Origin of the sequence: Psychromicrobium ferritrahens, from assembly GCF_043789415.1 — a bacterium.
Taxonomy (GTDB): Bacteria; Actinomycetota; Actinomycetes; order Actinomycetales; family Micrococcaceae; genus Renibacterium.
Map to the genome: position 1 here is coordinate 1,047,043 of NZ_JBDLLW010000001.1, position 13,452 is coordinate 1,060,494.

At 60.2% G+C, this 13,452-nt stretch carries 15 protein-coding genes; 4 read left to right on the forward strand and 11 right to left on the reverse strand.

Annotated features, from left to right (window positions below; all coding sequences use genetic code 11):
- Nucleotides 1-2 precede the first annotated feature (2 nt).
- The 9 genes from rplP to rpsJ are packed head-to-tail and all read right to left on the reverse strand — an operon-like array spanning nucleotide 3 to nucleotide 5,051.
- Nucleotides 3-419: a 50S ribosomal protein L16 gene (gene rplP, locus ABDK06_RS04865; RefSeq protein WP_394939480.1), complete on the reverse strand. Its 417-nt coding sequence runs from the start codon at nucleotides 417-419 to the stop codon at nucleotides 3-5.
- Nucleotides 420-1,262, reverse strand: a complete 843-nt coding sequence (gene rpsC / locus ABDK06_RS04870; protein WP_394939482.1) for a 30S ribosomal protein S3 — start codon at nucleotides 1,260-1,262, stop codon at nucleotides 420-422. It abuts the gene before it with no gap.
- A complete protein-coding gene (gene rplV, locus ABDK06_RS04875; RefSeq protein ID WP_179388929.1) occupies nucleotides 1,263-1,625 on the reverse strand; it encodes a 50S ribosomal protein L22 in 363 nt (120 codons plus the stop codon).
- A gap of 38 nt (nucleotides 1,626-1,663) precedes the next feature.
- Nucleotides 1,664-1,945 carry a 30S ribosomal protein S19 gene (rpsS, locus tag ABDK06_RS04880; protein ID WP_045075261.1) on the reverse strand — a complete coding sequence of 94 codons (282 nt, stop codon included), beginning with the start codon at nucleotides 1,943-1,945 and terminating at the stop codon, nucleotides 1,664-1,666.
- A 12-nt stretch (nucleotides 1,946-1,957) separates the two neighbouring features.
- Nucleotides 1,958-2,797 carry a 50S ribosomal protein L2 gene (gene rplB / locus ABDK06_RS04885; RefSeq protein ID WP_394939485.1) on the reverse strand — a complete coding sequence of 280 codons (840 nt, stop codon included), beginning with the start codon at nucleotides 2,795-2,797 and terminating at the stop codon, nucleotides 1,958-1,960.
- Nucleotides 2,798-2,824: 27 nt separating this feature from the next.
- The gene (gene rplW, locus ABDK06_RS04890; RefSeq protein ID WP_179389180.1) at nucleotides 2,825-3,121 is read right to left on the reverse strand and encodes a 50S ribosomal protein L23; all 297 of its coding nucleotides are present in this window, start codon (nucleotides 3,119-3,121) and stop codon (nucleotides 2,825-2,827) included.
- 11 nt (nucleotides 3,122-3,132) lie between these two features.
- Nucleotides 3,133-4,056 (reverse strand): 50S ribosomal protein L4, sunset domain variant, encoded by a 924-nt coding sequence (rplD, locus tag ABDK06_RS04895; protein ID WP_463401501.1) that lies wholly within the window; start codon nucleotides 4,054-4,056, stop codon nucleotides 3,133-3,135.
- A gap of 4 nt (nucleotides 4,057-4,060) precedes the next feature.
- Entirely contained in the window at nucleotides 4,061-4,723 is a 663-nt protein-coding gene (gene rplC / locus ABDK06_RS04900) for a 50S ribosomal protein L3 (protein WP_394939487.1), read from the reverse strand.
- Between the two features lie 19 nt (nucleotides 4,724-4,742).
- Nucleotides 4,743-5,051, reverse strand: a complete 309-nt coding sequence (rpsJ, locus tag ABDK06_RS04905; RefSeq protein ID WP_003803825.1) for a 30S ribosomal protein S10 — start codon at nucleotides 5,049-5,051, stop codon at nucleotides 4,743-4,745.
- Nucleotides 5,052-5,612: 561 nt separating this feature from the next.
- Here rpsJ and ABDK06_RS04910 point away from each other — a divergent pair.
- The 4 genes from ABDK06_RS04910 (at nucleotide 5,613) to ABDK06_RS04925 (ending at nucleotide 9,625) form a co-directional block, all read left to right on the forward strand.
- A complete protein-coding gene (locus ABDK06_RS04910; RefSeq protein WP_394939494.1) occupies nucleotides 5,613-5,888 on the forward strand; it encodes a hypothetical protein in 276 nt (91 codons plus the stop codon).
- A 520-nt stretch (nucleotides 5,889-6,408) separates the two neighbouring features.
- Nucleotides 6,409-6,864, forward strand: a complete 456-nt coding sequence (locus ABDK06_RS04915) for a hypothetical protein (protein WP_394939496.1) — start codon at nucleotides 6,409-6,411, stop codon at nucleotides 6,862-6,864.
- 146 nt (nucleotides 6,865-7,010) lie between these two features.
- Entirely contained in the window at nucleotides 7,011-8,222 is a 1,212-nt protein-coding gene (locus tag ABDK06_RS04920) for an MFS transporter (RefSeq protein WP_394939498.1), read from the forward strand.
- Nucleotides 8,222-9,625 carry a GH1 family beta-glucosidase gene (locus ABDK06_RS04925; protein WP_394939500.1) on the forward strand — a complete coding sequence of 468 codons (1,404 nt, stop codon included), beginning with the start codon at nucleotides 8,222-8,224 and terminating at the stop codon, nucleotides 9,623-9,625. The genes ABDK06_RS04920 and ABDK06_RS04925 overlap by 1 nt, the downstream gene beginning before the upstream one ends.
- A gap of 5 nt (nucleotides 9,626-9,630) precedes the next feature.
- On the opposite strand, the gene ABDK06_RS04930 is transcribed toward ABDK06_RS04925, so the two are convergent.
- Together ABDK06_RS04930 and ABDK06_RS04935 are read right to left on the reverse strand one after the other, a co-directional pair.
- A complete protein-coding gene (locus tag ABDK06_RS04930) occupies nucleotides 9,631-9,759 on the reverse strand; it encodes a hypothetical protein (protein WP_394939502.1) in 129 nt (42 codons plus the stop codon).
- Nucleotides 9,760-9,773: 14 nt separating this feature from the next.
- Nucleotides 9,774-13,436: a hypothetical protein gene (locus ABDK06_RS04935; protein WP_394939504.1), complete on the reverse strand. Its 3,663-nt coding sequence runs from the start codon at nucleotides 13,434-13,436 to the stop codon at nucleotides 9,774-9,776.
- Nucleotides 13,437-13,452 lie beyond the last annotated feature (16 nt).

The following is a 13,452-nucleotide window of genomic DNA, read 5'->3' on the forward strand; positions in this document are numbered from 1 at the left end:
TTCTATTCACCACCTTCACGACGCACAATGCGTGCCCGGAGGGGCAGCTTGTGGATTGCCAGGCGCAGAGCCTCGCGAGCTACTTCTTCACTGACACCGGAGAGTTCGAAGAGAACCCGACCCGGCTTGACGTTGGCGACCCACCACTCGGGGGAACCCTTACCGGAACCCATACGGGTTTCAGCGGGCTTCTTGGTGATCGGGCGGTCCGGATAGATATTGATCCAAACCTTGCCACCGCGCTTGATATGACGGGTCATCGCGATACGAGCGGACTCGATCTGACGGTTGGTCACATAAGCCGGGCTGAGCGCCTGGATACCGAATTCACCGAAGTTGACCTTGGTGCCGCCGGTAGCCTGCCCGGAACGGCCCGGGTGGTGCTGCTTGCGGTGCTTGACTCGACGTGGGATCAGCATTTAAGCCTCACTCCCCTCTGTAGCCACAGCTGCGGCAGCCGGAGCAGCCTCAGTCGCGGTGTTAGTTGAGTTATCTGAGTTTCCATCACGGCCCCCGCGACGACGATCGCCGTCACGACGAGGACCGCGAGGGCCACGATCGCCCTCAGGACGCGGGCCACGGCCACGGGAAGGAGCGGTAGCAGCTTGCTGCGCCAATTCCTTTGCGGTCACGTCGCCCTTGTAGATCCAGACCTTCACGCCGATCCGGCCGAAGGTGGTCTTCGCTTCGAAGAAGCCGTAATCGATCTGCGCACGCAGGGTGTGCAGCGGCACACGACCTTCGCGGTAGAACTCGGAACGGCTCATTTCAGCGCCACCCAAGCGGCCCGAGCACTGCACCCGGATGCCCTTGGCACCGGCGCGCTGCGCGGACTGCATGGCCTTCTTCATGGCACGGCGGAAAGCCACACGTGAAGAGAGCTGCTCGGCGATGCCCTGAGCAACCAGCTGAGCTTCGATCTCGGGGTTCTTCACCTCGAGGATGTTCAGCTGAACCTGCTTCCCGGTGAGCTTCTCCAGCTCGCCGCGGATGCGGTCTGCTTCGGCGCCACGACGACCGATCACAATACCCGGACGGGCGGTGTGGATGTCGACGCGGACGCGATCGCGGGTGCGCTCGATTTCAACCTTGGCGATGCCGGCGCGCTCCATGCCCGTGGACATGAGCTGACGGATCTTGACGTCCTCACGGACGAAATCCTTGTAGCGCTGGCCGGCCTTGTTGGAGTCGGCGAACCAATGCGAGACATGGTTAGTGGTGATACCGAGGCGGAACCCGTGCGGGTTTACTTTCTGTCCCACTTAGTTCTCCTCCTCACTCGGGGTGGCAACGACCACAGTGATGTGGCTGGTGCGCTTCTTGATGCGGTAGGCGCGGCCTTGGGCACGCGGCTGGAACCGCTTCATGGTGGGACCCTCATCAACGAAAGCCTCGCTGATGTAGAGATCGCCCTCATCGAAGGCAACGCTGTCCCGATCGGCCAGCACGCGAGCGTTAGCTACTGCGGACTGGAGTACTTTGAATACCGGCTCCGAAGCTGCCTGCGGGGCAAACTTCAGAATCGCCAGGGCCTCATTCGCTTGCTTGCCACGAATCAGGTTGACGACGCGCCGGGCCTTCATAGGCGTTACGCGGATGTGCCGCGCAATGGCCTTGGCTTCCATTGCTTTCCTTCTCTCGTCTTAGCCGTCAAGCCAAGCGCCTAGCGGCGCTTGCCCTTACGGTCGTCCTTCACATGGCCGCGGAAAGTCCGCGTTGGAGCGAATTCGCCCAGTTTGTGCCCGACCATCGACTCGGTGACGAACACCGGGATGTGCTTGCGGCCGTCGTGCACGGCGATCGTGTGCCCGAGCATATCGGGAACGATCATGGACCGGCGGGACCAAGTCTTAATGACATTCTTGGTACCTTTTTCGTTTTCGTTTGCTACCTTCACAAAGAGGTGCTGGTCAACGAAGGGACCTTTTTTCAGGCTGCGTGGCATCTGTCCAGGCTCCTATCGCTTGTTCTTGCCAGTACGACGGCGACGCACAATAAGCTTGTCGCTCTCTTTGTTCGGGCGGCGGGTGCGGCCTTCACGCTTACCATTCGGATTGACCGGGTGACGACCACCAGAAGTCTTACCTTCACCACCACCGTGCGGGTGATCCACCGGGTTCATGGCAACGCCACGAACGGTCGGACGGATACCGCGCCAGCGGTTACGGCCTGCTTTACCCCAGTTGATGTTCGACTGCTCGGCGTTGCCGACCTCGCCGACGGTAGCGCGGCAGCGCACGTCGACGTTGCGGATTTCACCGGAGGGCAGACGCAGCTGAGCGAAGCGGCCTTCCTTGGCTACCAGCTGCACCGAAGCGCCAGCTGAACGAGCCATCTTGGCACCGCCACCGGGACGCAATTCCACGGCGTGGATAGTGGTACCCACCGGGATATTGCGCAGCGGCAGGTTGTTGCCGGGCTTGATATCCGCGGACGGACCAGCCTCGACGAAGTCACCCTGCTTGAGCTTATTCGGAGCGATGATGTAGCGCTTGGTGCCATCAACATAGTGCAATAGCGCAATGCGAGCGGTACGGTTCGGATCGTATTCGATCTCCGCAACCTTGGCGTTGACGCCGTCCTTGTCATGACGACGGAAGTCGATCAGACGGTACTGGCGCTTGTGTCCACCACCCTTGTGACGGGTGGTGATCTTACCGGTGTTGTTGCGGCCGCCCGATTTGGGCAGCGGACGGACCAGAGACTTCTCCGGCGTCGACCGCGTGATTTCTGCGAAGTCGGCAACGCTCGAGCCACGACGGCCCGGGGTTGTCGGCTTGTATTTACGGATTCCCATTATTATTCCTCGTTAAAGTGGTCTCCGCTACGCGAGCGGACCGCCGAAGATGTCAATTGTGCCTTCCTTCAGGGTGACAATTGCGCGCTTGGTGTTCTTGCGCTGCCCCCATCCGAATTTGGTTCGCTTGCGCTTACCGGCACGGTTGATGGTGTTGATCGAGTCCACCTTGACGGAGAAGATCTTCTCCACGGCGAACTTGATCTCGGTCTTGTTTGAGCGCGGGTCGACCAAGAAGGTGTATTTACCTTCGTCGATCAAGCCGTAGCTCTTCTCCGAAACGACAGGTGCAAGCACTACGTCGCGGGGATCTTTGGTGTGGATAGCCGAGTTCGTCACTTGGCGTCCTCCTCTTCAGCGTCTTGGCCTTCAGCCTGAGCCGATTTGCCACCGGCAGGCACAAAGCCAGCAGCTTCGGCGTCTTCAACCGAAGCGAACCAGATCTCAGCCACGGTGTTGTCGTACCAGCGTGAACCGGGGACGTGGTACTTCATGGAGTCCTCGTTGCCCTTGATGTCAAAGCCCTTGGGGGCCTTCTTGGCATCGGCGAGAGGAGCATGAGAGCCCGCGTACTTGGCTTCAGGAGCCTCGGTGGTTTCGACGGTCTCGGAGAGTTCCTCGACCTCTTCCACCGGAGCACCAGCACCGAAAGCATCATTAGCGGCCTTGCCGGAAACGAATGCCTCGTAGGCAGCCTTGGTGAACACGACGTCATCGGAAACCAAGACGTCGTAGGTGTTCAGCTGATCCGCGTACAGCACGTGGACTTCAGCCAGATTGCGAACCGACAACGCAGCAACGTCGTTGGCGCGCTCGATGACGACCAGCAGGTTCTTCCGATCGGAGACGCTGCGCAGAGTCGCCAGTGCTTCCTTGACGGACGGCTTGGTACCGGCCACCAGTTCAGCGACGACGTGAATCCGGCCATTGCGTGCCCGGTCAGAGAGGGCACCGCGCAGAGCGGCAGCCTTCATCTTCTTGGGGGTGCGCTGGCTGTAGTCACGCGGAGTCGGTCCGTGCACGATGCCGCCACCGGTCATGTGAGGAGCACGAATGGAGCCCTGACGAGCCCGGCCGGTGCCCTTCTGCTTGAACGGCTTGCGGCCTGCGCCGGAGACCTCTGCGCGGGTCTTGGTCTTATGGGTACCCTGGCGAGCCGCGGCGAGCTGAGCGACGACGACCTGGTGCAGCAGCGGCACATTGGTCTGTACGTCGAAGATCTCGGCGGGCAGGGTGACCTTTACAGTTTTCGTAGCCATGGTCTTAGGCTCCCTTCACGCTGGATTTAACCGCGCTGCGGACTAAGACGACCTGGCCGCGAGCACCGGGAACGGCGCCCTTGATGAGCAGCAGCGACTTCTCAGCGTCGATAGCGTGGACAGTCAGGTTCATGGTGGTGTGACGCTCAGCGCCCATCCGGCCTGCCATCCGAACACCCTTGAAGACACGGCTCGGAGTGGACGCGCCACCGATCGAGCCGGGCTTGCGGTGGTTCTTATGGGCACCGTGGGATGCGCCGACGCCGTGGAAGCCGTGACGCTTCATCACACCGGCGAAGCCCTTACCCTTGGAGGTTCCCACGACGTCGACCTTCTGGCCGGCTTCGAAGATCTCCACGGAGAGCTCTTGGCCCAGCGAGTAGGAGTCAGCATCAGCGGTGCGCAGCTCGACGACGTGGCGGCGCGGGGTAACCCCGGCGGCCTCGAAGTGGCCGGCAAGTGGCTTGGTCACCTTGCGCGGGTCGATCTGGCCGTAGCCGATCTGCACAGCGGTGTAACCGTCCTTGGCGGCGTCACGCAGCTGGGTGACGACATTGGAGTCGGCCTGGACGACAGTAACCGGAACAAGCTTGTTGTTCTCGTCCCAGACCTGGGTCATGCCGAGCTTCGTGCCCAGGATTCCTTTTACATTACGGATCACGGTCATAGTTTTCTCAGCACCTCCCTTAAAGTTTGATTTCGATGTTCACGTCAGCGGGCAGATCGAGACGCATGAGCGAATCTACGGCCTTCGGCGTGGGGTCAATGATGTCGATCAGACGCTTGTGCGTGCGCATTTCAAAGTGCTCGCGGCTGTCCTTGTACTTGTGCGGCGAACGGATAACGCAATAGACGTTCTTCTCCGTCGGCAGCGGCACGGGGCCGACTACCGTTGCGCCAGCGCGTGTGACCGTCTCGACGATCTTCCGGGCTGAAACGTCAATGACCTCGTGGTCATACGACTTCAGCCGGATGCGGATTTTTTGTCCCGCCATGGCTTGGGCTCTCTTCTCTGTATAGAACTTGAAGCTCTTGCTGCTCTGTTGACTTGCCTGTGCTGCATATCTGCAGCGCGTTCCGCAGGTACTGAATCCGGAGCAATACCGGGTTCCTCAATACCTCGGATCACCGACCCCCGCGCTCGGGCGTGTCGCGTTTTTCACGCATACTCAGCCGAGCAACAAAAGTTGGTGGGTTATGTTTGGGCTTCAGCTTGGACCCTCACACCCGGCATTATCCGGACGGGGACGCGAAGAAGCGCTTGAACAACTTGTCTAGTATGCCGGATTTCCGGGGAAAATGCCAACTGGCTCTGATGTGAGACGGGCCCCGGGCTCCGACTTTCGCCAGAATCGAGACTCGCGCAGAGGTAAGACTCCGACGCACAGCCACTCTAAGTTGGGTCGACCGCTTCAAAAGTAACTCATTCGCAGCGCTCGGGCAACGGGATCACGGGGAGCGCTAAATTCGTCAAACCTTTTTGAAATAATATATTGCAAATTATTTTCCCGCCCTTTAGAGTCGTTTTATCCACCGCATCTAGGAAAGGGGCCACCATGGCAAGAGCTTTACGGAAAGCAGTGTTGACCATCCCAGTGATAGCCGCAGGTTTATTGCTCAGCGCACTTCCAGCTCAGGCAGCAAGCACTCAGGTGTTCTCCGGCTACGGAGCAAGCCATAATCCAGGTTTAGCGGCTCAGGCCGCTCAGAACGACGCCCTGGATGCCGCGCATCGCGCCGGATACACCGACTGCGCCGTCACGAAGAAGAAGGTGGTCAATACAGGAGGCAACTTCTACGAGGCCGATGTAGAGCTGACCTGCACAGCATGAGCTAGGGACCAAGGCTAGACCAGGAAGATGCTTTGAAAAACATCAAGAATCGATCGATCCGTCGAAAAGGAGCATTCTCATGACAAAACGTTGGAAATCTTTCATCGCGATCCCCTTGATAGCACTGGGCCTCAGCGCTTCGGCCCTGCCAGCACAAGCGGCCATATCGAATGGAAGCGCACCGCCCTGGAGCCAGGTTCCCCCACCCAGCCCCACCCCGCCCACCGGCCCGGGGATCTTCACCGGCCAGGCAACGAGCCTCGGCAAGGACTTCACCTTGCATCTTGCGCAACAGTACGCTGTGTCAGAGGCCATCCGTAACGGCTATTCCGGCCAATGCATAGAAATATGGAGAAAAGCACACTTTCTCGGTCCCACCGGTATCTCCGACAGATGGGAAGCTCTCTCTTCTGTCCAGTGCGTCAAGAATTAGTTGGACTCAGGCAACTATCTTCGGCAACTAATAAGAGCGGCAAATCTACGTCAGCATTGACAATCAAGACATCCCTCAGGAGACCTCATGAAATACCGTTCAAAACTAGCCTTGATCTCGGTCCTTGGCTTAAGCGCACTGTCCTTAGGATCCGCAAGCCCAGCCAATGCACTAACGATCCCTTCGCAATCCGTGGCCCAGGTGGCTACCGCTAATATCGTGCCAAGCTGCGAATTGGGGAGGCTGAAGTTCATCGTGGCCGCAAATCAGGCGATTCCCCAGGGAACGACCTTCAACCTCACGATCAGCCAATACCAAACTTTCCTCTACCTATCTGGTACTTCGAATTCGCCCTATTTGGCTGGCGCGCCAGGGTCGGGCAGTAGCTTCGTCTTCAACGCTGTCACCACCATTCCTGCGGGCACTGTCATTCTGATGACGCCCACCTGGGGAGTAACCACAGGCCCCACTAGCGGACCACCGTTGATCTCTTTCAATGGAGCCGGCGGTTCAAGCAGCGTCTCAGCCAATTACTGCATTTAGGGTATTGGCAGACCGATCCGAGAGCTCAATAGATTTATCCTCGGATCTACTCCCACAACCATCATCGACATGAGAAGCTGTTGCCCATGACAACAGCGTCAGCCCCGGATTCAAGTCCGGCTGCCTTGAAGGAGCCCACTCTGCGTGTGAGAACACGCTGGGTGGGCTCCTTTGCATTGGCCTGGTTCGGCATCTGGATGGCGCAACTGACCCCGGTGCAGTTATTGCTTCCCGCGCAGGTCGAAGCCCGGCTCAACACGAGCGACTGGCTGGCCAATGTGCAGGGCTTCGGAATGATCTCCGGTCTTGCTGCGGTATGCGCACTGATCGCTTACCCGCTCACCGGTGCACTCTCGGACCGCACCACTGGTCGCTGGGGCCGACGTCGTCCCTGGATCCTGGCCGGTAGCCTGGTTTTCGCGCTTTCGCTGCTCGGTCTCGGCTGCCAAGAATCGCTCTGGGGCATCGGAGTGTTCTGGTGCCTGGCGATGATCGGATTCTGCTTGCTCACCGCGGCCCTGACCGCCACCATCTCAGATCAGGTGCCGGTGGGGCAACGCGGTCTGGTCTCGGGGTGGATGTCAGCTCCCCAAGCACTTGGAATCATCATTGGGCTGGTGCTGGTCACGGTGTTGGAAACCGGAGCGCTGCTGGGCTATGCCCTGCTCGGAGCGCTACTCGTGCTCTGCGCGCTACCTTTCCTGCTGTTGATTCCAGATGCCCCGCTTCCTCGGGGCAGCCTTCCGAAGTTGAATCTCCGCACTCTGATCGAGGGTTTCTGGATCAGTCCCCGGCAGTTCCCTGATTTCGGCTGGACACTCCTGAGCAGAGTGCTCACCAACCTGGGCAATGCTTTGGGCACCTCACTATTGCTCTACTTCCTGCAGTTCGGGCTGCATCGTCAGCACGCCGAGGATGATTTGATCCTGCTCACTGCCGTCTACATGGTGTTGGTGATTGTGGCTTCGCTCTTGCTCGGCGGTCTTTCCGACCGGCTCGGCCGTCGGAAGATCTTTGTCATCATCTCCTCGCTGCTGCAATCACTCGCGGCCGTATTGCTCATTCTGAACCCGGATTTCAGCTCAGCACTCTTTGCTGCTGCCCTACTCGGAGCGGGTTATGGCTGCTTTCTCTCGGTCGATCAGGCTCTGGCCACTCAGGTGCTGCCGGATCCGGCCTCCCGGGGTAAGGATCTGGGCATTATGAACATCGCGCTCACCGTGCCCCAGGCGGCTGCCCCGTTGCTCGGTGCCTGGGTGATCAGTGCCGTCGGCGGCTTCACCGGCCTGTTCATCCTCTCCTCGCTCTTCGCCCTCGCGGGCGCGCTTACCGTTCTGAAAGTCAAGGAGGTCCGTTGATGGAAGCCGAAGAACTAGCCCTGCGAGTGCCGAAGGGGTTCCGATTCGGGGTGGCCACCGCCGCCTTCCAGATCGAAGGCGCAGTCAGAGAAGATGGCCGAGGCCTCAGTGGCTGGGATGACTTTACCCGGCAGCCCGGCAGAATCCTGAACGGAGACACCGCCGATACAGCAGACGACCATTACCATCGAGTCGCCGAGGATCTAACGCTGATGAAGCGACTCGGCGTGGATGCCTACCGTTTCTCGATCTCCTGGCCGCGAGTGATCCCTGACGGAGGCCATCGGGTCAACGCTGCGGGTCTCGCCTTCTATGATCGGCTGGTCGATCAGCTACTGGAAGCCGGGATCTCCCCGACCGCAACGCTCTATCACTGGGATACTCCACTGCCACTTGAGCAGGCCGGCGGCTGGCTGAACCGGAACACCGCGGAACGCTTGGCGGAATACGCCTCGGTGCTGGGTAGCGCGCTGGGAGACCGCGTGGATCAGTGGATCACGCTCAATGAGCCCGCCACGGTGACGCTGCTCGGCTATGGTCTGGGTGTTCACGCGCCGGGTAAAGCCCTGCTCTTCGACGGCCTGCCGAGTGCTCACCACCAGTTGCTGGCCCATGGCCTGGCCGCTCAAGCACTCCGAGCAGCCGGCGTCAAAGGCGGGATCGGGGTGACTAATGTGCATATGCCGGTAGTCCCGGCCAGCGATTCCGCGGAGGATGCGCTCTTCGCACAGCTTTTCGATCTGCTACAGAACCGGATCTACGCGGATCCGGTACTGCTGGGTCACTATCCTGAAGTTTCGGGGCCCCTGGCGGAGATCTTTGCTGCGCTCTCGGAGCAGTCCGCCGAAGATCTGGCGATCATCCATCAGCCGCTGGATTTCTATGGTCTGAACTACTATGCACCGGCGAAGATCGCCGCCGGAGGTGGTATTGCCACCGGCAATAGCGAGGAAGCTGCCGCGATGTCGGGATTGCCGTTCCGCCTTGAATCCTGGCCGGATCACCCGGTGACCGCCTTCGATTGGCCGGTGGTGCCTGAGTACTTCGGCGTCGCTCTGACCGAGCAGGTCGAGCGCTATGGTCAGGCGCTGCCGCCGGTTTACATCACTGAGAACGGCACCAGTTGCTTCGATCAGTTAGCGGACGGTGAAGTAGCTGATCAGGCGCGGATCGACTATCTCGCGGGACATCTGGCTGCGGCCTTCGAAGCCACCGCTCCCGGAGGACCGGCCTCAGCGATGGATCTCCGCGGTTACTACTGCTGGAGCCTGCTGGATAATTTCGAATGGGCGGCAGGGTATTCGCAACGGTTCGGCCTGGTCTATGTGGACTTCGAGACCCTAACTCGTACGCCTAAGAAATCCTACGACTGGTACCGCCGACTGATTGCCGCGAGCAGATAGCCTTGCTACTCGCCGCGATTGGAGCGACGAATCCGCTTGAACCTATCGATCTCACGGCTGAAGGTCTTGCGCAAGGTGAACCCCACGGCTACCACCACCACGACGACGACGATCAAGAAGATCCACCAACCCATTGCCCGCTCCCACCTCAGTTTGTGCTGTTTTCAGTCTGCTCAGCCTCCAGCCTATCCCCTGCTCGGGGTGCACTGCGCAGCAGCCGCCAGATCACTAGCGCTATCAGGACGACGGCGATCGTCGCAAGCAAGAGGAAAGTCAGGCCGCGCAACCACCACAGGGTGGCAGCCAGAATGCCCACTGCACCCCAGATGGTACCCAGCCGCTGGCTGAGTACCAAGCCTGCGGCCAGCAGCACAGCGAAGCCGATCAGAGCAGCGATCTGCTGCCCGACGTCACCACTCGCAGTAGTGCTCAGGGCGGCGAGGCTCAGGAAGCCGGCGGCTGTCCCGAACCACCACTGGCCCTGATTCCAGGTCTTGGCCAGCTGATGATATCCGGCGACCAGCGCCGCAGTGACAGCCCACCAGAGCAGAATCCAGAATGGTCCTGGAACCTCGACACTGGCGAAGATCCCCCGCAATAAACCGAGTGAGGCGATTGGCACCGAAATCTGGATGGCCACCGGCCGCCACTTCGGAGCAGTTTCTCTGCAACCCAAACCGAGACAGCACAGCAAGCTCAGCGCGGCGGCCAAGGCGGTGCCATCAAAACTGAAGGCAACGCTCAGGGCGATCAGGGCGAAGATGCCGAGCACGCTGAGCACAGACCAGCGTCGCACCGGATCGAGTCTCCCCCGCACTATCAAACGGAGTCCGTAAAGCACCAGCAGACTCAGCCAGAGAGCGATCAAAGCCCGCCAGGCGACGGCCAGTTCGAACACCTGGTTAAGTTCCGTGGCGAGCCGGACGCTCAGTAGGACGACGGTGACCGCCCCACCGGCAAATGCCCAAGCCTGGTTCTGCACAGCAGAGAAGGTGAAACAGGAAACCGTAGCCACAGCCACCAATCCGGTCAGCACCCAGCTGGATTGATAATTTCCGGAAAGCGCGAAACCTATGCTGAGGAACAACCCGGCCGAAGCCGGCCAAGCCCAGCGGAGCGCACCAGAAAGCGAAACCCGCAATCCCCAGCTCAGGAGAATCGCGAGTAGAGCGAGCAAAGCGTAGCTCAGACCCTGAGCATCCTTGCTGAGAATCGGTTCGGCAAGGAAACTGCCACCCCGCAATGAGAGGCCCGCTCCGGCGAAGAACACCAGTCCAGCCACCGCCACCGCTACTAGATAGACGGCACCGTCGAGCTTGAGCGGCCATTGAGCCACTGCTGCCCCAGCCGCAAGGCCGAAGATGGCGATCAGCAAGACCCAGCGCTCAATGCTCTCGCCCGCTAGTAGCGTTCCCGCGGCATAGCACAGCGGGTTGAGCAGCATCAGTGCGAGAATGAGCGAGGCAGTGGCCTGCTGCCAGGGTTCGCTGCGGAACAACCAGCTCAGCAACAATTGGCCGAGCAAGACCGCGGTGAGCAGCAGCCAGAGGAACTCACGGTTTCGACTCAAATCCCAACCTGCTGCGAGCACCGCAATGCTGAGTGCAACTCTGCTCAGCAGGAGGTAACCAGCGCGGAAGCGCTGACGTTGATCGCCGATCCGCAGTAGAAGCGCGTACCCGCCCAGAACCGCACTGAATGCCGCGAGTTCGATCCCATGACTGCAACGCAGCAGAGCCAGCGCTGCCAAGACAGCCGGTGCCAAGAATTCTAGGCTGCGAGAATGCTGCCAGCGCCTCCGGCTGAGCAGCGCGCTCACCACCGCGGCGATCCCGAGCATCGCACTGGAGAGCCACACTGCTGAGAGGGAGAAGTCGGTTGGCGAGGAGTTGTCTCTCAAGCTCAAGCCAAAGGTCGTCAGAAAAGCTAAAGCAGCCCAGCACCAGGTCAATGGCTCGGCACCCCGACCGGGCCTGCCGATGAAGATGAGTAGGCCTTCCAAGAGCAGCTGCAGGCACAGCATGAAGGTCAAGAGCAGTGGAATGAGCAGCCATGCATCCTTGACGCCTTGCAGCGCTGGAAGCTCGAGGAGCGCCATCGCACCCACCGGTACCATCACAATCAGCAGAATCCGTGAAGACAGTAAGTAAGTGGCTTGATCCTGTTCGCGATTCCGCCGATACCCGCCAAGCCACCGATAAACCGTATAAGCCAGGCTGACCGTCAGGAGCACCTCGGCCCGCCACGCCCCCAGCCAAGGGAAGAGCAATAAGGCCAAGACAACGGGCACCAACGGCAACCAGAAATCTGCCCGACGCCTGCCCAGGGCAAAAATGCAACTGGTGAGCAAGGCCAGCAGGCTTGGAAGCAACCGATCAGCACCGCGCTCAGTGATCATCAGGCTACCTGACCAGAGCAAGGCAGCCAGCTGACCGAGCCCGAAGGTGGCGTAGAAAACGGCGTCGAGTCGATCGAGTCCGCCAACTGTTCGGCCTATTGAACCGCCCAGCCAAGCTCGCACCCGCTCCGCGGCGAAGCTATCCAGAACCAGCTGAATCGAGGTGAGCAGCACCAAGGCGGCAAGGAACTGTTCTAGATGGCCACTGAGCCACCATGCACCGTAAGCAGCGGTCAGAGTGAGGGCGGCGCGCAAGCCTAGATAGCTCGACCAGCGCCGCTCAGTGCCGGAGACCAGCAACAGAACGAGATAGTAGAGCGAAGCGCAGGCCAGTACCAAAGTGTGTTCCGTTGCATTGAGCCCCGCCAGGAACAGCACCGACACCACCATGATGCCCGGCACTAGAAAGCTTTCCAGTTGATGCAAAGGACGGAGGTAAAGCGGCAGAACCCAGTTCGGCCTCAGCTTGCGGAGCGCGGTCAGCAAGGCAGCTAACAACATCATGGCCACGAAGTACCAGATCAGAGCACTGCCGACGAGCGCCAATCCCGCCCAGCTACTGGAAATCAGAAAACTCAGTGACAGCCAGGCCACGACCTTGCTATTGAGTCGAAGCGCCGCAAAAAGATAAGCAATCGTGCCGGTCAACGAGGTGAGCAGCCAGCACAGAGCCGCGTTCGGAATCGCCAGGAGGTAACTAGCGACGCCGGCCACCGGCACCAGAGCCAGTCCGGTTCCGGTGAAGGCCAGGGCGGCGGGCCGCAGCCTCGGGGTTTTCGTATGCAAGACGAGCCCTGCCAGATAGAACAGTGCAGTAACCACCCAGAGACCGACGAGCCTGAACACCGGCGGAATATCCAAGCTCAAGCCGAGGGCTGCCGATCCCAGGATCAGCAGGCTGGCCGCATAGAGCGTCACGTTGATATTGACTCGTTCTCGCTTTGCCTTACGCTCCGCAGCGAGGCGGGCGAGTTGTTCCTGATCCAGCGGCTGCGGCATAGCGAACTGCGGAGCCAAGTGCTGCCCTGACGCGGCGGGAATCCTTGGCTGAGCCAGGGGTTGGCCCACGGGCGCTGCAGAGTAGAAAGGCTGCTGGGCGCCCAGCGTCCGGGCGGGGAGGTACTGAGCTAGCGGCTGTTGGGCCGGAGTTTGCTGGTTTACCGCCTGCGGGAATGGCGGCTGCTGCAACGACGGATACTGCTGAGTGGCAGGTTGTTGCACCGGGGGTTGGGGTGCCTGAGGATATTGAACCTGAGTTTGCCGCTGAACCGGCATCTGTTGAGCAGAAGAACTGCTGCTCGGAGGAAGACCGGCTGTCCGCATCGCCTGATCCCAACCGGCTCGGTGCCCCTCCAGGTAGCCGCGTTGATAGGCGTCTTGATACCCGACCGGGTTTGGCCCCTGATGTGCCATCTCAGTTCCTCCGTTC